Below are 18,141 nucleotides of genomic sequence, written 5' to 3'. Positions count from 1 at the left end.
ACTTCGCTCGGGACGAACGGTGTTGGGGGAAAATGGCTAAGCCGTGACCTTCGCCAGCAGCGCCGCCGCTGCCGCCGTCTCGGCTTCCTGCTTCGATCCGCCTTCGGCCTCGACGTCCGCGAACGTGCCGAGCGCGGCCTTGACGATGAAGCGGGGCGCGTGGTGCGGGCCGGAGCGGTCGATCACCTCGTAGCTCGGTGCCTTGCGGTTGTGCGCGGCGGCCCATTCCTGGAGCGCGGACTTGGGGTGCTGCGGCGCCGCCGTCGCGCGTGTGGGGCGGTCGCCCCAAGCCCTGCGGATCGCGGTGCGCGCGGCTTCGAGACCCGCTTCGAGATACAGCGCGCCGATCAGCGCCTCCATCACGTCGCCGAGCACATTGTCGCTGTCCGAGGCGCCGTCGTCGCGGGCCTGCTTGCCGAGGCGTAGGTGCGCGGGCACGCCGAGCGCGCGCGCGACATCCGCGCAGGCGGCGCCCGTCACCAGCGTGTTGAGTCGCCGCGACAGCGCGCCTTCGGGCTCCTTGGGGTAGAGCGCGTAGAGCCATTCGGCCATGACGAGGCCGAGCACGCGGTCGCCGAGGAATTCCAGCCGCTCGTAATTCGCCGCCGCCTGGCTGCCGTGGGTCAGCGCGCGCTCAAAGGTGGCGAGATCGACCGGCGCGTGGCCGAGAATCTCGGTGAGCCATGCCGCGAGCGCGTCGCCGCTCAAAAGCCTGCCCCGATGCGGCTCCACCGCGCGGCGGTGAACCAGGTCCAGGGCAGCAGCCAGTTGGCCGAGCCGTCGGTCGACCAGAAGCCGACCACCGCCTTGCCCTCGATCCGTTCGAGCGGGACATAACCCATGCCGCTGCTTTCGCCCGGCAGCGCGTCGGCGGGTGCGGGGAAGCGGCTGTCCGAACTGTTGTCCCGGTTGTCGCCCATCACGAAGATGTGGCCGGCGGGGACATTATAGACCTTGGTGTCGTCGCGGTCGGGCATCTCGCCCTTGTCGAGCACGTCGTAGCTCTTGCCGTTCGGCAGCGTCTCGCGGAACTGCATGTAGCGGCACACCGGCTTGCCCTTGGCATCGACGTCCTGGAACTGGGTGTCGCACGCATCGGTGCCGTAATTGGGGCTGAGCGGCAGCAGGAAATCGCCGATGCGCTGCTTGGGAACGGGCACGCCGTTGAGGATCACCTGCCCGTGGCGGACCTGGATCGTGTCACCGGGCAGGCCGATCACGCGCTTGATGACGTCGACATCGTCACCCGGCGGCCCGCGAAACACCACCACGTCGCCCCGCGCCGGATCGCGCCCGAAGATTCGCCCCGGAATCAGCGGCCAGCCCCACGGCAGCGACCAGCGCGAATAGCCGTAGTTCCACTTGGAGATGAACAGATAGTCGCCGATCAGCAGGCGCGGCATCATCGACTCGCTCGGGATGCTGAACGGCGCGAAGACGAAGCTGCGGAACACCAGCACGACGATCGCCAGCTTGAGCAGGAAGCTGAGCGTCTCGCGCGTTTCGGACCGGGGTTTCTTCGCCCTGGCCCTGGTCTGCGCCGGAGTGGAGTCGGTATCGGACATTTTCGGGGCTTTGGGCAGGGCGGGCCGGCGCGTCAAGCTGGCGGTTGCAAAGTGGTGCGACTAGGACGATCTCACCAACCGTTCCTACCCCCAATACCGAGGTGCCCATGCCTGCCGACTGGACCGCGATCGAACAGCTCCCCGCCACCAAGCTCACCGATCTCTTCGCCGCGGACGCGGGGCGGCTCGACAGCTTCAGCCTCGATGTCGCCGGGCTGCATTTCGACTGGTCGAAGACGCATCTCACCAAGGATGCGGTCGCGGCGTTCGAGGCGCTCGCCAAGGCGCAGGATCTCGCCGGCAAGCGCGAGGCTTTGTTCGCGGGCAAGGTCATCAACACCACCGAGGGCCGTTCGGTCACGCACGTCGCCGAGCGCGGCGAGGGCGCCGAGGAGGACGTCGCCAAGGCGCAGGCGCTTCACGCCCGCATGCGCGCACTGATCGACGCGATCGAAGGCGAGGCGCTCGGGCCGATCGAGCATATCCTGCATGTCGGCATCGGCGGGTCGGCGCTCGGCCCCGATCTGCTCGTCGATGCGCTGGGGCGCGAATCCGGGCGCTACGACGTCGCGATCGTCTCCAACGTCGATGGTGCGGCGCTGGAGGAGGCGTTCGCCAAGTTCGACCCCACCGCGACGCTGCTGGTGGTCGCCTCCAAGACCTTCACCACCAAGGAGACCATGCTCAACGCCGAGAGCGTGCTGCAATGGATGGCCGAAGGCGGTGTCGAGGACGTGTACGGCCGCGTCGTCGCGCTGACCGCCGACCCCGACAAGGCGGTCGAGTGGGGCGTGGACGAGACCCGCGTGCTGCCGTTCGCGGAATCGGTCGGCGGGCGCTATTCCTTGTGGTCGTCGATCGGCTTTCCGGCCGCGCTCGCGCTCGGCTGGGACGAGTTCGCCGAGCTGCTCGAAGGCGCGGCCGAGATGGACCGGCATTTCAAGCTGACCGCGCTCGGCGAGAACGCGCCCGCCCTCGCCGCCTTCGCCGATCTCTATTACGCGCAGGTCCGCCACTGCGAGACGCGTGCGACCTTCGCCTATGACGAGCGGCTGCGGCTGCTGCCGTCGTACCTCCAGCAGCTCGAGATGGAATCGAACGGCAAGGGCGTGACGATCGACGGCACGCCGCTCACCCGGCCGAGCGCGCCGATCACCTGGGGCGGGGTCGGCACCGATGCGCAGCATGCGGTGTTCCAGTTGCTCCACCAGGGCACGCATCTCGTGCCGGTCGAGTTCGTCGCGGTGATCGAGCCGGGCGATACGCTGAGCGAAGACCACCACCGCCAGTTGCTGCTCAACGCGTTCGCGCAAGGCGCCGCGCTGATGGCGGGCCGCGACAATGCCGACAAGGCGCGCGCCTATTCGGGCGATCGGCCGTCCTCGACGATCCTGCTCGACACGCTCGATGCGCGCACGCTGGGCGCGCTGATCGCCTTCTACGAGCATCGCACGTTCGTCAGCGGCGTGCTGCTCGGCATCAACTCGTTCGACCAGTTCGGAGTCGAGCTCGGCAAGGAAATGGCCAAGGCGGCGGATGCGGGCGGGCAGGAGTTCGACGTCTCGACCGCAGACCTCATCAAGCGCGCGTTCGGGTGATCTCGGGGCCGGGTGGTTACCACTCGCCCTCATCCCTTTCGCCAATGGGCCACGCCTGCTGCCGTTGAACTGACGGGTATTGCATGGAATCGGGCGTCATTCGATGCTATTGTCGTGCCTGTGATGGAGGTTTCGATGCGTACCACACTCGCTCTCGACGATGATTTGGTCGCCAAGGCGCAGGCATTCACCGGCCTCAAGGAGAAGTCGGCGCTGGTGCGCGAAGCGCTGACGGCGCTGATCGAACGCGAGAGCGCCCGCCGCCTCGCGCGCCTTGGCGGGAGTGAACCTGAAGCCGTTGCAGCCCCGCGCCGCCGTGCCGAATGATTCTGGTCGATAGTTCGGTCTGGATCGATCATCTACGCGGCGGCGATGGGGCGCTGACGGCGCTGCTGGAGCGCAACGGGGTACTGGGGCATCCGTTCGTCATTGGCGAACTGGCCCTTGGGAGCCTGCGCCAACGAGACGTGATCCTTGCCGCCTTGCAGGATCTACCCTTGGCGGTGGTGGCCGACACCGCGGAAACGATCGGCTTCATCACGCGCCATAGCCTGCATGGGCGTGGCATCGGCTATATCGACGCCCATTTGCTGGCGAGCGTGCGCTTGACGGCAGGCTCGACGCTTTGGACACGCGATAAACGCTTGCGCGCGATTGCCGCTGAACTCGGTATTGCCGCCGACCTGCCCTGAGCAGAGCGGGGTCAGAGCTAGACCCGTTCGACGCCGTTGACCGCGTCGGCGGCGCGCAGCGCGGCGATCAGGCGCATCAGATGCTGGGTATCGTGGACTTCGATATCGAAGGTGTTGGTGTGCAAACCCGTGTCGCGGTTGTCGAGCCGCATGTTGACGATATTGGCCTTTTGCGCGCCGATGATCGTCGCGATCGTGCCGAGCGCGCCGGGTTCGTTCTTCACCCCCACCGAGATTCGCGCGGTGCCGCCTTCGGTCTTGTCGCCCCAGGCGAGATCGATCCAGTCGGCATCGTCGGCGCGCGCCAGCACCGGGCAGTCGATGACATGGACCTCGATGCCCTGATCGGGCCGGCGCAGGCCGACGATGCGGTCGCCGGGAATCGGGTGGCAGCATTCGGCGAGATCATAGGCGACGCCGGGGGTGAGACCGCGGATCGAGATCGCCTTGGTCTGCGGCGGCACCTGCCGTTGGCCGCTCGCCTCGACCGAGCCGGGCATCAGCGCTTCCATCACGTCGGCATCGGGAATGCGGCGGCGCGCGATCGCCTCCATCAGCGTCGCCTCGTCGGGGAGCTTGAGCCGGGTCAGCGCGAGCTTGATCGCGTCGGCGCCGATCGGCGCGGGCAGGCGCGAGACGACCTCCTCGTAGAGCTTGCGCCCTAGCGCCTGCGTCTCGTCGCGTTCGGACTGGCGCAGGTACCGGCGGATCGCCGCGCGCGCCTTGCCGGTGATCGCGAAGTTCATCCAATTGGGCTGGGGGTGCTGCGCCTTGGAACGCAGGATCTGCACCTGATCGCCATTCTCGATCAGCGTGCGCAGCGGCACGACGCGGCCGTTGATCTTCGCGCCGACCGCCTGATCGCCGAGATCGGTGTGGACCGCATAGGCGAAGTCGATCGGCGTCGCGCCCTTGGGCAATTGGTGCAGCTCGCCCTTGGGGGTGAAGGCGAAGATGCGATCCTGATACATCGCCATGCGGGTATGTTCGAGCAGCTCCTCGGGGCTGTCGGCGGTGTCGAGGATTTCGATGAGGTCGCGGATCCAGCTCACCTGCGTTTCGGGGCGGACCTTGTCCTGCTTGTACGCCCAGTGCGCGGCGAGCCCGAGTTCGGCCTCCTTGTGCATCTCCGGCGTGCGGATCTGGATTTCGATGCGGCGGTTCTCGGCGTGGATCACCGAGGTGTGGAGCGAGCGATAGCCGTTGCGCTTGGGGGTCGAGATGTAATCCTTGAACCGCCCCGGCACCATCGGCCAGCGCCGGTGGATCGCGCCGAGCGCCGCGTAGCATTCCTCCTCGCTCGGCACGATCGCGCGGAACGCCATGATGTCGGAGAGCTGTTCGAAGCTGATGTCGCGCTCGTTGGTCTTCTTCCAGATCGAATAGGGGTGTTTCTCGCGGCCCGTGATCTCGGCCTCGATGCCGTGGCGCGAGAGCAGCAGCTTAAGGCCCGAGCCGATCTTGGCGATGCGGTCCCCGCCGCCTTCCTGCAATTGCGCGAGCCGGCGGGTGATCGATTCATAGGCTTCGGGTTCGAGCTGCTGGAAGGCGAGCGTCTGCATCTCCTTCATGAATTCGTACATGCCGATCCGCTCGGCGAGCGGCGCGTAGATGTCGAGCGTCTCGCGCGCGATGCGGCGGCGCTTCTCGGGCTTGGCGATGAAGTGCAGCGTGCGCATGTTGTGCAGCCGGTCGGCAAGCTTGACCAGCAGCACGCGGATATCGTCCGACATGGCGAGCAGGAACTTGCGGAGGTTTTCCGCCGCGCGCTCGTTCTCGGTCTGCGCCTCGATCTTGGAGAGTTTGGTGACGCCATCGACCAGCCGCGCGACCGAGGGGCCGAAGATCTTCTCGATCTGCTCGGGCGTGGCGACGGTATCCTCGACGGTGTCGTGGAGAATCGCGGTGGCGATCGTCTCGTCGTCGAGGCGAAGGTCGGTCAGGATGCCCGCCACCTCGATCGGGTGGCTGAAATACGGGTCGCCCGATGCGCGCTTCTGCGTGCCATGCGCCTGTACCGAAAAGACATAGGCGCGGTTGAGCAACGCCTCGTCGGCGTCCGGATCGTAGCTAAGTACCCGATCGACCAGTTCATATTGTCGTAGCACGGCGGTAAGATGGGGGCGTGACGGGCGGATTGGCAACACAATCTTGATCGCGGCGATGGGCTTTTCCGGGACGGTGTGATTGTTGCCACGTTTCCGGCACGAGGAGAGGCGAAGGCGATGGCACGCGAGACCTGGTTGATCACCGGCGCATCCGCCGGATTGGGCGCGCTGTTCGCCGAGCGCACGGCGGCGGCGGGGCATGACGTGATCCTCGTCGCGCGGCGGGCGGACCGGCTCGAGGCGCTGGCGGCGCGGATCGCCGCGACCGGGGCGACGGCGAGCGTGATCGCGTGCGATCTCGGCGCGGCGGGGGCGGTCGCTGAGCTGATGCGCGGGATCGCCGCGCGCGGGCTGGTGGTGGATACGCTCATCAACAACGCCGGCTTCGGGGTGCGGGGCGCCTTCGCGCAGAGCGACGGCGCGGCGCAGACGGCGATGATCGACCTCAACTGCCGCGCGCTGGTCGAGCTTGCCCATGCGGTGCTGCCGCGCATGGTGCGGATGCGGCGTGGCGGCATCCTCAATATCGCCTCGACCGCGGCGTTTCAGCCGGGGCCGGGGATGGCGGTCTATTATGCGACCAAGGCGTTCGTGCTGAGTTTCTCCGAAGCGCTGCACGAGGAGGTGCGCGCGAGCGGCGTGCGCGTGACGGCGTTGTGCCCAGGGCCGACGCGGACCGAGTTCGCCGATATCGCCGGCATGGGTGCGAGCCCGTTCTTCGAGAAGAACGCCGCCGATCCCGAGACGGTGGTGCGCGACGGCATGAGCGCGCTGGCGCGGGCGCGCGCGATCAAGGTGTCCGGCGCGATGAACGCGGCGGTGGCGGGCTCGGTCGGGTTGCTGCCGCGCGCGCTGACGCGGCGCGTCTCGGCGCGGGTGCAGAAGATGCTCGCGGGGTGACGCCTTAGAGCGGAATCATCGTTCGCTCGGGACGAGCCGGCGGGCGGCGCGCGCCCGAAGATCAAAAAAGGCGGGCGCCGGAGTGGCGCCCGCCCGCCTTTTTCGGTCGGACCCGGCGCGTTTTGCGCGCCGGGCGAGTCCTCAGTACGTGCCCGAGAAGCTGCGGTTGAGCGACCGGTCGTTGGCCGAGGTGGTGCGGTTCGCGTCGCGATCGTCGCCGTTCTCGTTGAAGAAAGCGGTGTTGCGATCCTCGTCGCGCCAATGCGCCTTGGCCTCCTCAGCGGTCTTGCGGACCCGGACCTGCTTGGCATCGACCGAATCGATCCAGCGCGAGGGGATCGAATGGTGATGGCCGCCGGCATCCGCATCGCTCTTGGTGAGGATGATGCGGTCGCCGCGCACCTTGTCGACCGTGCCGATATGCTGGCCGTCCGACCCGATCACCTCGAAATGCTCCTCGACCTTGGCGAGCGCGCCGCGCTGGGTCTGGCGCTCGTTCCGCCACGCGCCGAACTCGTTTTCGAACTTTGAACGGTTTTCGGTGCGATATTCGTGATAGTCGCGATCGAGCGCGTCGATCTGGCTGCGGCGCCACTGATGATAATCATGGTCGCGGCCATAGGACGCGCCCTGGTGCGAGTGATCGCGGCGATCGTCGTACCGCGAATCGAGCTCGCGGCGGCGCTCGGCCTCCTCGTCACCGAACCACGAGCGGACCTCGTCGCCGGCGCGATCGAAGAAGCCGCGATCCTCATAATCATAGCCTTGCGGCTGGCGGCCATAATCGCGCGCCTGGTCGCGTCCGCCGGTTTCGGTGTAGCGGCGCCCGTGGCTGCCGTAGCTGCCGCGATATTCACCGCCGCCGAAATTGCTGCGGTCACGCGCGTAGCCGCGCCCGTCGAAATCGCGGTTGCCGTCCCGGCCGCCGAAATAGCGCCCTCGCTCGCGGCCCGCATAACCGTAATCGCGGCCGCCGTAGCCATAGTCGCGGTTGCGGTCATAATCGCCGCGATCGCGATCACGGTCGAACGCGCCGGCGGCCTGATAGTCGCGCGCGCTGGAATAGGTATAGTCGCGGCCCGAGCCATAGTCGCGGCCCTGGATGTCCGGGTCCGGGCTATGGCTATAGGTGCCGGGGTCGTTCTGGGGATAACGGTCGTAAGGCATGATGGCGTCCTCCTGAGACGGTCGTGCTGCGACCGGCGGCGGCATTCGCGCCTGCCTGTCGGTTGCCTGCAAAGAAGGGATGAGCGCGGCGATTGTTCCGACGCGCCGGCCGCCGGGTGTCGCGTGCCGCCGCAGCGCAGGCGCGGCTCATCGCAGCGCCACAGGTGGTCTCACGTCGATGAAAATTTGCGCTGGCGGGCGTTGCATCGCCGAAAAAGCGCGGCTACAGGCGTGGTCCCGCATCCACGGCGTGGCACGGGGCTGTAGCTCAGATGGGAGAGCGCTGCAATCGCACTGCAGAGGTCAGGGGTTCGATTCCCCTCAGCTCCACCAGCCGCCGGGCGGCTGATGGCAAGGCCGCGGGGCGCGGCCGAACGGGAAGGTCAGCGGTCCACCGTCACGTTTTGATCGGTCTTTTCGGGCCGGGCGGCCGAGCGTCGCGCGGCAAGCGCGGCGTTGTTGGCGAGCGCCTGTTCGTTACAATGCTGCTCCCACGCGCGACGCGCGGCTGCGTCGCGACGGCGCAGATATATGGCATAGGCCACGAAGGCGATCACGAAGGCCGCGACCGCACACACCAGAAAGACCGCCACCCCTAGCTCCTATATCGCGAAACGCGCAACCGAACGGTTTGTCGCGCCCCCCGCACGACTCAACCCATCCGGAATGGACCTATACGGGGCGGGCGGGGGGTTGCCAATGGCGCGGGCGGGTGTGGAAACGTTTTTGATTGGGCGATTACGGCCGCATCATCCAGGTATTATGCAGGTGTAATCAACCCGTCAGCGCGAGGTCCATATCGGCGAGCGCGTGCCCGAGCAGCGCGCGCATCGCCGCGCGCGCGCCCGGTGCGTCGCCCGCCGCGATCGCCCGCATCACGGCTTCGTGATCGACGATCGGATCGCGCGGCAGGCGCTGCTTGCGGTGCTTGAAGGTGGTGGTCCAACTCACCGCCGCGCCGACCGATCCCGCCAGGCTAGCGAGCGCGGCATTGTGCGCGGCGGCGAGGATCGCGTGGTGGAAGCGCTGGTCGGCGGCGCGGCCGGCGGGGGTGGAGAGGCGGTGCGTGCGCATCTGATCGAGCGCGGCGGCCAGCTCGGCGAGGTGCGCGTCGGTGCGGCGTGTGGCGGCGAGTTCGGCGGCGGCGGGTTCGATGATGCCGCGCAGTTCGAACAGATCGCGGACGAATTGGGGATCGGGCTCGTCGCTGAACATCCAGGCGAGCAGATCGGGATCGAGCAGGTTCCAGCGCGCGCGCGGCGTGACGCGGGTGCCCGCCTTGGGGCGGCTCTCGATCAGCCCCTTGGCGGCGAGGATACGCACCGCCTCGCGGTAGGCGGTGCGCGAGACGTGGAGCCGCCCGGCGCTTTCGATCTCGCCCTCGAACAGCGTGCCGGGCGGGTGCCGCCCGTTGAGGATGGCGATGCCGAGATCCCGGGCGATCGTCTGGTGGATGCGGAGCGGCGATTTGGGCGCGCCCGGTTCGTTCCCCGTGTCGTGATCCAAGCGCGCCTCCCCAACCTCCGGCTCAGTCGTGAAACGCCTCCGTGGCGACGTGGCGGCCGCACAGGAACGCATCGGCGACCAGTTGCAGCGGGGCGAGATCGACGTCGATCTCGTTGCGATTGGCGATATCGACGAAGCGGCGGTACATCGCGGGGTATTCCTCCTCGGCGCCGGCGGGCTGCTCGGCATCGCCGATGAACCAGCGGTTGCCGCCCTCGGCGAGCCGCAGCGTGCCCGCGTCGGTCTCGACGGTGATGTCCCAGCTCTGCGGGCCAGTCTGCCGCCAGTCGAACACGGTGTCGATCGCCGCGCCCGCGCCGGTGCGCATCGTCAGCGTCGCACCGATCGGGGCCTGGCAGTTCGACGGCACTTCAAGCGTCGCGCCGAGCAGCGACACGCGGTCGGGCACGATCTCGGTGAGGATCGACAGCGCGTTGATGCCGGGATCGAACACGCCGAAGCCGCCCGCTTCCCAGATCCACGGCTGGCCGGGATGCCAGTGACGGACATCTTCCTTCCACGCGATATCGATGCTGCGGATGCTCGTCTGCGCGATCCAGTCGCGCGCGGCGGCGACGGCGGCGGCGTAGCGCGAGTGCCAGCTCGCGAACAGGCTGACGCCCTGCGTGCGGGCGAGCGCGATCAGCGCCTCGACTTCGGAGACGGTCGCGCCGGGTGGCTTTTCGAGGAAGACGTGCTTGCCGGCGGTGAGCGCCGCCACCGCCGCCTCGAAGCGCGCCTGCGGCGGCTGGCACAGCACGATCGCGTTCAACTCGGGCGACCCAGCCAGCATCGCGGCGAGATCGGTGTAGTTCGCGACGCCGTCACCCTTGGCGTTGCGGCTGGCGACCGCGACAAGGTCGATCCCGTCGGTCCTGGCGATCGCGGGCAGATGCTGGTCCCGCGCGATCTTGCCGAGCCCGACCAGCCCGAGCTTCAGTCCGCTCACAGTGCGCGGACCTTCGCCATGCCCGCGTCCTCAGCGCGCGCGAGCGGGTTGCGCACCGGCAGCAGGAAGGCGTCCGCCTCGACCTCGAACACGTCGCCGACCTGCGTGCGCGCACCGTCCGAGAAGGACAGGGTGGCGGTGCCGAAGAAGTGGACGTGGAGCGAACCGGGGCGGAGGAAGCCGGCATATTTGAAGTGATGATGCTCGAGATTGGCGAGGCTGTGCGACATGTTCGCCTCGCCCGATACGAACGGCTTCTCCCACAGCACCTCGCCACCCCGGACGATGCGGCTGGTGCCGCGCACGTCCTCGGGCAGATCGCCGAGCCGCAGTTCGGGGGCGAGCGCGGCCTGGCGGAGCTTCGAATGCGCGAGCCACAGGTAATTGCCGCGTTCGGTGACGTGATCCGAGAATTCGTTGCCGAGCGCGAAGCCGAGCCGGACGGGCGCGCCGTCCGCGTCGATCAGGTAGATGCCGGCGATCTCGGGTTCCTCGCCGCCATCCTCGGCGAACGCCGGCATGGTCAGCGGGGTGCCGGGATCGACGAGGATGCCGCCGTCGCCCTTGTAGAACCATTCGGGCTGCGCGCCGATGCCGCCATCGGCGGGCTTGCCGCCTTCGACGCCCATCAGGAACATCTTCATCGAATCGGTCTGCGAGTTCGCGGCGGCCTTGTGCATCTTGTCGCGGCCCTCGGCCGAGCCGAGGTGCGTGAGACCCGTGCCGCTGACCAGCGTGTGTGCCGGATCTTCGTGATCGATCGGCGACAGCAACCGAACGCTGGCGAGATCGATCGCGTCGCCCAGCGCCGCCTCGGCGGTCGCGGAGAGGCTGGAGCCTGCCGCGATCGCCTGCTGCGCCAGCGCGAGCGTGGTGGTCGCGCCGACCACCCGCCGCGCCGCGCCGCTCGCGTCGAGCGCGGCGACGCCGCGCGTATCGCCTTCGGCGAACTGGACGAGCGAACGGATCACTTGGCCTGCTCCAACGCGCCGTTCACGCGGCGCGTGATACCCCACGGGTTGGCCGCCTGAAGCGCCGGCGGCAACAGCGCGTCTGGCGTGTCCTGATAGCAGACGGGGCGCAGGAAGCGCGCCATCGCGAGCGTGCCGACCGAGGTGCTGCGGCCATCCGAGGTGGAGGGGAAGGGGCCGCCATGCACCATCGCATGCGTCACTTCGACGCCGGTCGGCCAGCCGTTGAACAGGATGCGGCCGACCTTGGCTTGCAGCGCGGGCAGCAGTTCGGCGGCGGCGTCATTGTCGCTCGCCTCGCTCTGGATCGTCGCGGTGAGCTGGCCTTCGAGATTGGCGATGACCGTCTTGATCTCGCCGATGTCCTTGCAGCGCACGAGGATCGACGACGAGCCGAACACCTCATGCGACAGCGCCACGTCGGCCTCGAACTTCTCCGCCTCGGTGGTGAACAGCGCGCCGACCGCCTGGTTGACGCCCTCGCCGACACAGCCGCGCGCGACCGTCTTGACGGCCTCGTGGCTCGCCAGTTCCTCGACGCCGCGTTCGAAGCTGGCGTGGATGCCAGGGGTGAGCATCACTGCGGGCTGCGCCGCCGTCAGCGCCTTGGCGGCGGAGGCGACGAAGGTTTCGAGATCGGGGTCGTCGATCGCGATGACCAGGCCGGGATTGGTGCAGAACTGGCCGGCGCCGAGCGTCAGCGAGCCGACGAAGGCGGGGCCGAGCGCCTCGGCGCGCGCGGCGAGCGCGCCGGGTAGGAGCACGACGGGGTTGATGCTCGACATTTCGGCATAGACCGGGATCGGCTCGTCACGCTGGCTGGCGATCTTGACGAGCGCCAGACCACCGCCGCGCGAGCCGGTGAAGCCGACCGCCTTGATGCGCGGATCGGCGACGAGCGCGCCGCCGAGTTCGTTGGTGGTGCCGGGCAGGTACGAGAACACGCCTTCCGGCAGACCGCACGACGCGACCGCCTGCTGGATCGCGCGCGCGACCAGCTCGCCGGTGCCGGGATGCGCGGGATGGCCCTTGACCACGACCGGGCAGCCGGCCGCGAACGCGGCGGCGGTGTCACCGCCCGCGACCGAGAAGGCGAGCGGGAAGTTCGACGCGCCGAACACCGCGACGGGTCCGAGCGCGACGTTGACGCGGCGCAGGTCGGCGCGCGGCAGCGGAGTACGCTCGGGCATGGCGGGATCGATCGTCGCGTCGAGCCACAGGCCGGCGCGGACTTCGGTCGCGAACATGCGGAGCTGGCCGACGGTGCGGCCGGTCTCGCCTTCGAGGCGCGGCTTGGGCAGCGCCGTCTCGGCCATTGCGGTCGCGACGAGATCGTCCTTGATCGCGAGGATGTTGGCGGCGACGGTCTCGATGAAGGTCGCGCGCGCGTCGAGGCTCAGCGTCGAGAAGGTCTGGAAGGCTTCGGCGGCAAGCGTGGTCGCCTTGGCGACTTCTGCGGGGCCGGCGTTGCTGAACGCGACGTCGCCGCTTTCGCCGGTCGCCGGGTTGATCGCGGTGAAGGTATCGGCGGTGCGGCTCTCGCTCGCGCCGATCAGAATGGCTCCGTTATACATGGTGATGTCTCCGGATCAGGGGCAGGGGGAAGTCGTAGGCGTGCGTGAGAGCTTCGTCGCCCTCACCCTTCCGGCGCCTTCGGCGCCTCCCTCCCTCTCCCGATGGGAGAGGGAAGGGGCCCGCCGGCGAAGCCGGTGGGAAGGGTGAGGGCGACCGCTCACATCAATGGTTGTCGCGCGGCAGGCCCTTGGTCTGGGCGATGCGCTGGTATTTTTCGGCGCCTTCGAGGATCGCGCCGGTTTCCATCTGGCCGACCACCGAGCGCTGGATCTCCTGCCACGGCGTCTGCGAGGCGGGGAATTTGAAGCCGCCTTCCGCCGTCAGCGCGGCGCGGCGCTCCGCCAGTTCCTCGTCCGAGATCAGCACGTTGGCCGAACGCTTGCCGAGATCGATGCGGACACGGTCGCCGGTGCGGATCAGCGCGAGGCCGCCCATCGCCGCCGCTTCGGGCGAGGCGTTGAGGATCGACGGGCTACCCGAGGTGCCCGACTGGCGGCCGTCGCCGATGCACGGCAGCGCATGCACGCCCTCGGTGATGAGGTACGACGGTGGCCGCATGTTGACGACCTCGGCCGCGCCCGGATAGCCGATCGGGCCGGCGCCGCGCATGAACAGCAACGTTTCGGGGGTGATGCCCGTGGCGGGATCGTCGATGCGGTGGTGATAATCCTCGGGGCCGTCGAACACCACCGCCGGGCCTTCGAACGCGTCGGGATCTTCGGGGTTCGACAGATAGCGGTCGCGGAACTCGGGCGAGATCACGCTGGTCTTCATGATCGCCGAGTTGAACAGATTGCCGCGCAGCACGATGAAGCCGGCTTCCTCGACGAGCGGCTGCTCGAACGGGCGGATCACCTTCTCGTCCTCGATGACCGCGTCGCGGCAATTGTCGCCCATGGTCTTGCCGTTGGCGGTGAGCGCGCCCTCGTGGATCAGCCCCTGCGCGATGAGCTGCGCGGTGACGGCGGGAACGCCGCCGGCGCGGTAGAAATCCTCGCCGAGATATTCGCCGGCCGGCTGGAGGTTGACCAGCAGCGGAACCTGATGGCCCTTTTCCTGCCAGGTCTCGATCGGCAGATCGACGCCGACGTGGCGCGCGATCGCCGAGAGATGGATCGGCGCGTTGGTCGATCCGCCGATCGCCGAATTGACGACGATCGCATTCTCGAACGCCTCGCGGGTGAGGATGTCGGAGGGCTTGAGATCCTCGGCGACCATCTCGACGATGCGGCGGCCGGTGCGATAGGCGACTTCCTGGCGGTCACGGTAGGGCGCGGGGATCGCCGCCGAGCCGGGCAGCGACATGCCGAGCGCTTCGGTGAGCGAGTTCATCGTCGTCGCAGTGCCCATCGTGTTGCAATAGCCGGTCGACGGCGCCGAGGAGGCGACGAGGCGGATGAATTCGGCATTGTCGATCTCGCCGGCAGCGAGCATCTGCCGCGCCTTCCACACGATCGTGCCCGAGCCGGTGCGCTCGCCCTTGTGCCAGCCATTGAGCATCGGCCCGACCGACAGCGCGATCGCGGGGATGTTCACCGTCGCCGCCGCCATCAGGCAGGCAGGCGTGGTCTTGTCGCAGCCGATCGTCAGCACCACGCCGTCGAGCGGATAGCCGTAAAGCAGTTCGACGAGGCCGAGGTACGAAAGGTTGCGATCGAGCCCGGCGGTCGGGCGCTTGCCGGTTTCCTGGATCGGGTGGACCGGGAATTCGATGGCGATGCCGCCCATCTCGCGGATGCCCTCGCGCACGCGCTCGGCGAGGACGAGGTGATGGCGGTTGCACGGCGAGAGGTCGGAGCCGGTCTGGGCGATGCCGATGATCGGCTTGCCCGACTGCAGTTCCTCCAGGCTCAGCCCGAAATTGAGATAGCGCTCGAGATAGAGCGCGGTCATGTCGATATTGTCCGGGTTGTCGAACCAGGCGCGGCTGCGGAGTTTGGGGGGCGTGTGGCTCATAGCGGTTCCCGTAGCGAAGGTGCCGATCGCATTGACGGCTCCGACCGCGAGATATACTCATACAATTACAGAATCAATCAGCACGTGAGGGTGTGTGGCAGGTCCAGTCTTGAATTCGGGAGGCGGCGCCGTGGCCCCCGCCTCGGGTGGTGGTCGGTCTTACGGACCCGCGCTGACGTTGCTCGCCACCTTGTTCTTCATGTGGGGGTTCATCACCGTCATCAACAACACGCTGCTGCCGCATCTGCGCAGCGTGTTCGATCTGAGCTACACGCAGACGACGCTGATCGAGTCGGTGTGGTTCATCGCCTATTTTTTCGCCTCGATTCCATCGGCCAAGCTGATCGAGCGGATCGGCTATCAGAAGTCGCTCGTCACCGGGCTTGGCATCATGGCGGCTGGCGCGCTCGGCATGATCCTTGCGGCCTCGATCCCGTCGTACGGCGTCACGCTCGTCATGCTGTTCGTCATCGCCAGCGGCATCACGTTGCTCCAGGTCGCGGCCAATCCCTATGTGGCGGTGATCGGGTCGCCCGAGACCGCGTCGTCGCGGCTCAATCTGGTGCAGGCGATGAACTCGGCCGGCACGATGCTCGCGCCGGCGTTCGGCGCGTATCTGATCCTCGGTCGCTCCGTGAGCGGCACCGCCAAGGCGGGCCGCGTGCTGACGCCCGCCGAGCGGCTCGCCGACGCGTATTCGGTGGTGCTGCCGTATCTGCTCGTCGCGGTCGTGCTCGTGGTGCTCGCGGTGGTGATCGCGCGCTTCCCGCTGCCTGCGATCGGGCAGAACGCGACCAGCCGCGTCGCCAAGGAAGAGCGCCAGCACCTGTCGCTGTGGAAGCACCGCGCGCTGGTGCTCGGCATTCCGACGATGGTCGCCTATCTGCTCGCCGAGATCGGCGTGGCCAATCTGTTCGTCAATTTCGTCAGCCAGCCCAATATCGCCGATCTGACACATGAGCAGGCCGGGCAATATCTGACCTTGCTGTGGGGCGGGATGATGGTCGGCCGCTTCGCCGGCTCGGCGATCATGCAGAAATTCCGCGCCGAGGACGTGCTCGCGGTGTTCGCGGGCGGCGCGCTGCTGGTGATGCTCGCGGTGCTGACCACCACCGGCCATGCTGCGATGTGGGCGCTGATCCTGGTCGGGTTGTTCCACTCGATCATGTTCCCGACGATCTTCACGCTCGCGATCCGCGGTCTCGGCCCGCTGACCGAAGAGGGTTCGGGGCTGATGATCATGGCGATCGCGGGCGGCGCGCTCGTGTTCGTGCAGGGGTTGCTGGCGGACCGCTTCGGGTTGCAGGCGTCGTTCGCGCTGACCGCGGCGTGCGAAGTGATCGTCCTGCTCTACGCTCTGTGGGGCTGCCGGGTATCGGCGGAGGAAGCGAAATGACCGACATGATCGAACCCCGGCTCGTGTGGCCGGTCGAGGCGACATTGGGCGAGGGGCCGGCATGGATCGGCCGCGAGAACGCCTTGTGGTTCGTCGACATCAAGGGCGGGAAGGTCCACCGCTACGATCCGGCGAGCGATGATCGCCAGTCGTTCGAGGTCGGCGGGATGCCGAGCTTCATCGTACCGGCCGAGGGCGGCAAGCTGCTCGTCGGCTCGGTCGATGGCCTGTATCTGCTCGAGGACGGCACGCTGACCGGCCCGGTCGCGAAGATCGACATGCCCGCGCACAACCGCACCAACGATGCGACCGTCGATGCCTCGGGCCGGCTGTGGCTCGGCACGATGGACAATGAGGAAGAGGCCAATACCGGGGCGATCCATGTGTTCGACGTGACCGACCTGCGCGCGGTCGGCGGCGAGTGCGTCATCACCAACGGCCCGGCGGTGAGCGGCGACGGCAACACGATCTATCACGTCGATACGCTCGGGCGGACGATCTACCGCTGCGACATCTCGGGCGGCACCAGCCTCGCGCATGGCGAAGTGTTCGTGAAGATCGCCGAGGCCGACGGCCACCCGGACGGCGTGACGGTCGATTCGGAAGGCTGCGTTTGGGTCGGGCTGTGGGGCGGCTGGCAGGCGCGGCGCTACGCGCCCGACGGCACGCTGATCGCGACGGTGCCGATGCCCTGCGCCAACGTGACCAAGGTGACGTTCGGTGGCCCGGATCTCAGCACCGGCTATGTCACCACCGCGCGCAAAGGTCTGTCGGAGGCCGAACTCAACGGCCAGCCGCTCGCCGGCGGGCTGTTCGCGTTCGACGCGCCGGCGCCGGGCGTGCCGCTGAGCGAGGTGAAGCTGAGCGCGTGAGCGGTTATACCGTCCTTGGTGACTGGGGCACGACGCGGCTGCGGCTGTTTCGGGTCGAAGCCGGCGTCGTCACCGATCGCGTCTTCGGCGATGGGATCGGGACGCCCGGCATCGTGCCCGAGGCGGTGCTGCGCGGTGCGCTCGCGCCTTGGCTGGCGGCGGGCGCGCCCGAAGCGATCCGGCTGTGCGGGATGGTCGGCGCGCGCGACGGCTGGCGCGAGGTTCCCTACGCCGACTGCCCGGCGACGCGCGACGCGTGGCTGAAGGCGGCAACCGGCCTGACGCTCGACGGCGTGCCGGTCTCGATCATGGCCGGGCTGGCGTGCGCCGACGCGGGCGGCGTGCCCGACGTGATGCGCGGCGAGGAAACCCAGCTTTACGGCGCGCTCGCGCTGTCGCCCGCTCTGGCGACGGGGCGGCACATCATCATCCTGCCGGGCACGCACAGCAAATGGGCGGTGATCGAGGATGGCGCGATCACGGGCTTCCGCACCATCCTCACCGGTGAGTTGTTCGCACTGCTGCGCCAGCATTCGACGCTGGCGCGCGGGCTGGCGGCGGGGGAGGCCGGTGCCGAGGCGGAGGGGTTCGCGGCTGGACTGGCTCGCGCCGAGACCGGAGTGCTGAGCGGCCTGTTCGGCGCGCGCGCGATGCAATTGCGCGGCGGCAAGACCCCAGATTGGGCGCTCGGCTATCTCTCCGGGCTGCTGATCGGCGGCGAGATCGTCGAGATGCGGGCGGCGCTTGGCGAAGCCGCGCGTATGACCATCATCGGCGATCCGCGCCTCGTCGATCGCTACCAAACCGCGTTTGAACGGATCGGTGCCGTCGTGCGGCGGCTCGACGGCGATGCCTGCGTGCTCGCCGGTTTATCCTAGGAGATTGC

Annotated in this window: 17 protein-coding genes and 1 tRNA gene; 8 read left to right on the top strand and 10 right to left on the bottom strand. The window is 68.2% G+C overall.

Annotated elements, in window-relative coordinates; translation table 11 throughout:
* Nucleotides 1-36 precede the first annotated feature (36 nt).
* Nucleotides 37-708, bottom strand: a complete 672-nt coding sequence (rnc, locus tag PX554_RS01760; RefSeq protein ID WP_275498439.1) for a ribonuclease III — start codon at nucleotides 706-708, stop codon at nucleotides 37-39.
* Nucleotides 705-1,565 carry a signal peptidase I gene (gene lepB, locus PX554_RS01755; RefSeq protein ID WP_275498437.1) on the bottom strand — a complete coding sequence of 287 codons (861 nt, stop codon included), beginning with the start codon at nucleotides 1,563-1,565 and terminating at the stop codon, nucleotides 705-707. The genes rnc and lepB overlap by 4 nt, the downstream gene beginning before the upstream one ends.
* A 107-nt stretch (nucleotides 1,566-1,672) precedes the next feature.
* Here lepB and pgi point away from each other — a divergent pair, with 107 nt between their 5' ends.
* The 3 genes from pgi (at nucleotide 1,673) to PX554_RS01740 (ending at nucleotide 3,855) form a co-directional block, all read left to right on the top strand.
* On the top strand, nucleotides 1,673-3,163 hold the full coding sequence (gene pgi, locus PX554_RS01750) for a glucose-6-phosphate isomerase (RefSeq protein ID WP_093225233.1): 1,491 nt from the start codon (nucleotides 1,673-1,675) through the stop codon (nucleotides 3,161-3,163).
* A gap of 135 nt (nucleotides 3,164-3,298) precedes the next feature.
* The gene (locus PX554_RS01745) at nucleotides 3,299-3,490 is read left to right on the top strand and encodes a type II toxin-antitoxin system VapB family antitoxin (RefSeq protein ID WP_093225483.1); all 192 of its coding nucleotides are present in this window, start codon (nucleotides 3,299-3,301) and stop codon (nucleotides 3,488-3,490) included.
* Nucleotides 3,487-3,855 carry a type II toxin-antitoxin system VapC family toxin gene (locus PX554_RS01740; RefSeq protein WP_275498432.1) on the top strand — a complete coding sequence of 123 codons (369 nt, stop codon included), beginning with the start codon at nucleotides 3,487-3,489 and terminating at the stop codon, nucleotides 3,853-3,855. Before PX554_RS01745 ends, PX554_RS01740 begins: the two co-directional genes overlap by 4 nt.
* A gap of 17 nt (nucleotides 3,856-3,872) precedes the next feature.
* Here PX554_RS01740 and PX554_RS01735 read toward each other — a convergent pair whose 3' ends face one another.
* Complete coding sequence (locus PX554_RS01735; protein WP_093225236.1) at nucleotides 3,873-5,963, bottom strand: RelA/SpoT family protein; 2,091 nt, start codon at nucleotides 5,961-5,963, stop codon at nucleotides 3,873-3,875.
* A gap of 117 nt (nucleotides 5,964-6,080) precedes the next feature.
* Between PX554_RS01735 and PX554_RS01730 the strand changes: the two genes are divergently transcribed.
* The gene (locus PX554_RS01730; RefSeq protein ID WP_275498430.1) at nucleotides 6,081-6,863 is read left to right on the top strand and encodes an SDR family NAD(P)-dependent oxidoreductase; all 783 of its coding nucleotides are present in this window, start codon (nucleotides 6,081-6,083) and stop codon (nucleotides 6,861-6,863) included.
* Nucleotides 6,864-7,004: 141 nt separating this feature from the next.
* Here PX554_RS01730 and PX554_RS01725 read toward each other — a convergent pair whose 3' ends face one another.
* Nucleotides 7,005-8,030 carry a DUF2171 domain-containing protein gene (locus PX554_RS01725; RefSeq protein WP_093225239.1) on the bottom strand — a complete coding sequence of 342 codons (1,026 nt, stop codon included), beginning with the start codon at nucleotides 8,028-8,030 and terminating at the stop codon, nucleotides 7,005-7,007.
* Between the two features lie 257 nt (nucleotides 8,031-8,287).
* Between PX554_RS01725 and PX554_RS01720 the strand changes: the two genes are divergently transcribed.
* Nucleotides 8,288-8,363 (top strand) — tRNA-Ala (locus PX554_RS01720).
* 50 nt (nucleotides 8,364-8,413) lie between these two features.
* On the opposite strand, the gene PX554_RS01715 is transcribed toward PX554_RS01720, so the two are convergent.
* From PX554_RS01715 to PX554_RS01690, 6 genes are all read right to left on the bottom strand, one after another.
* Nucleotides 8,414-8,623, bottom strand: coding sequence for a hypothetical protein (locus PX554_RS01715; protein ID WP_093225240.1), 210 nt, complete (start codon nucleotides 8,621-8,623; stop codon nucleotides 8,414-8,416).
* A gap of 181 nt (nucleotides 8,624-8,804) precedes the next feature.
* Complete coding sequence (locus tag PX554_RS01710) at nucleotides 8,805-9,536, bottom strand: FadR/GntR family transcriptional regulator (protein ID WP_275498427.1); 732 nt, start codon at nucleotides 9,534-9,536, stop codon at nucleotides 8,805-8,807.
* A 22-nt stretch (nucleotides 9,537-9,558) separates the two neighbouring features.
* Nucleotides 9,559-10,485 carry a Gfo/Idh/MocA family protein gene (locus PX554_RS01705; RefSeq protein ID WP_275498424.1) on the bottom strand — a complete coding sequence of 309 codons (927 nt, stop codon included), beginning with the start codon at nucleotides 10,483-10,485 and terminating at the stop codon, nucleotides 9,559-9,561.
* On the bottom strand, nucleotides 10,482-11,456 hold the full coding sequence (gene araD1, locus PX554_RS01700; protein WP_275498422.1) for an AraD1 family protein: 975 nt from the start codon (nucleotides 11,454-11,456) through the stop codon (nucleotides 10,482-10,484). Before araD1 ends, PX554_RS01705 begins: the two co-directional genes overlap by 4 nt.
* Entirely contained in the window at nucleotides 11,453-13,030 is a 1,578-nt protein-coding gene (locus PX554_RS01695; RefSeq protein ID WP_275498420.1) for an aldehyde dehydrogenase (NADP(+)), read from the bottom strand. The genes araD1 and PX554_RS01695 overlap by 4 nt, the downstream gene beginning before the upstream one ends.
* Before the next feature lie 163 nt (nucleotides 13,031-13,193).
* The gene (locus PX554_RS01690) at nucleotides 13,194-14,987 is read right to left on the bottom strand and encodes an IlvD/Edd family dehydratase (protein ID WP_275498418.1); all 1,794 of its coding nucleotides are present in this window, start codon (nucleotides 14,985-14,987) and stop codon (nucleotides 13,194-13,196) included.
* A 94-nt stretch (nucleotides 14,988-15,081) separates the two neighbouring features.
* Between PX554_RS01690 and PX554_RS01685 the strand changes: the two genes are divergently transcribed.
* From PX554_RS01685 to PX554_RS01675, 3 genes are read left to right on the top strand one after another with little or no spacing between them, the layout of a single operon-like run.
* Nucleotides 15,082-16,383: a sugar MFS transporter gene (locus tag PX554_RS01685; protein WP_420833409.1), complete on the top strand. Its 1,302-nt coding sequence runs from the start codon at nucleotides 15,082-15,084 to the stop codon at nucleotides 16,381-16,383.
* Nucleotides 16,380-17,255 (top strand): SMP-30/gluconolactonase/LRE family protein, encoded by an 876-nt coding sequence (locus PX554_RS01680; protein WP_275498413.1) that lies wholly within the window; start codon nucleotides 16,380-16,382, stop codon nucleotides 17,253-17,255. Before PX554_RS01685 ends, PX554_RS01680 begins: the two co-directional genes overlap by 4 nt.
* Complete coding sequence (locus tag PX554_RS01675) at nucleotides 17,252-18,133, top strand: 2-dehydro-3-deoxygalactonokinase (RefSeq protein WP_275498411.1); 882 nt, start codon at nucleotides 17,252-17,254, stop codon at nucleotides 18,131-18,133. The genes PX554_RS01680 and PX554_RS01675 overlap by 4 nt, the downstream gene beginning before the upstream one ends.
* Nucleotides 18,134-18,141: the final 8 nt, after the last annotated feature.

Source organism: Sphingomonas pollutisoli (assembly GCF_029167165.1).
Classification (GTDB): Bacteria; Pseudomonadota; Alphaproteobacteria; order Sphingomonadales; family Sphingomonadaceae; genus Sphingomonas; species Sphingomonas pollutisoli.
Note: the sequence above shows the minus strand (reverse complement) of the source record. Positions and strands in the feature narration are given on the sequence as shown.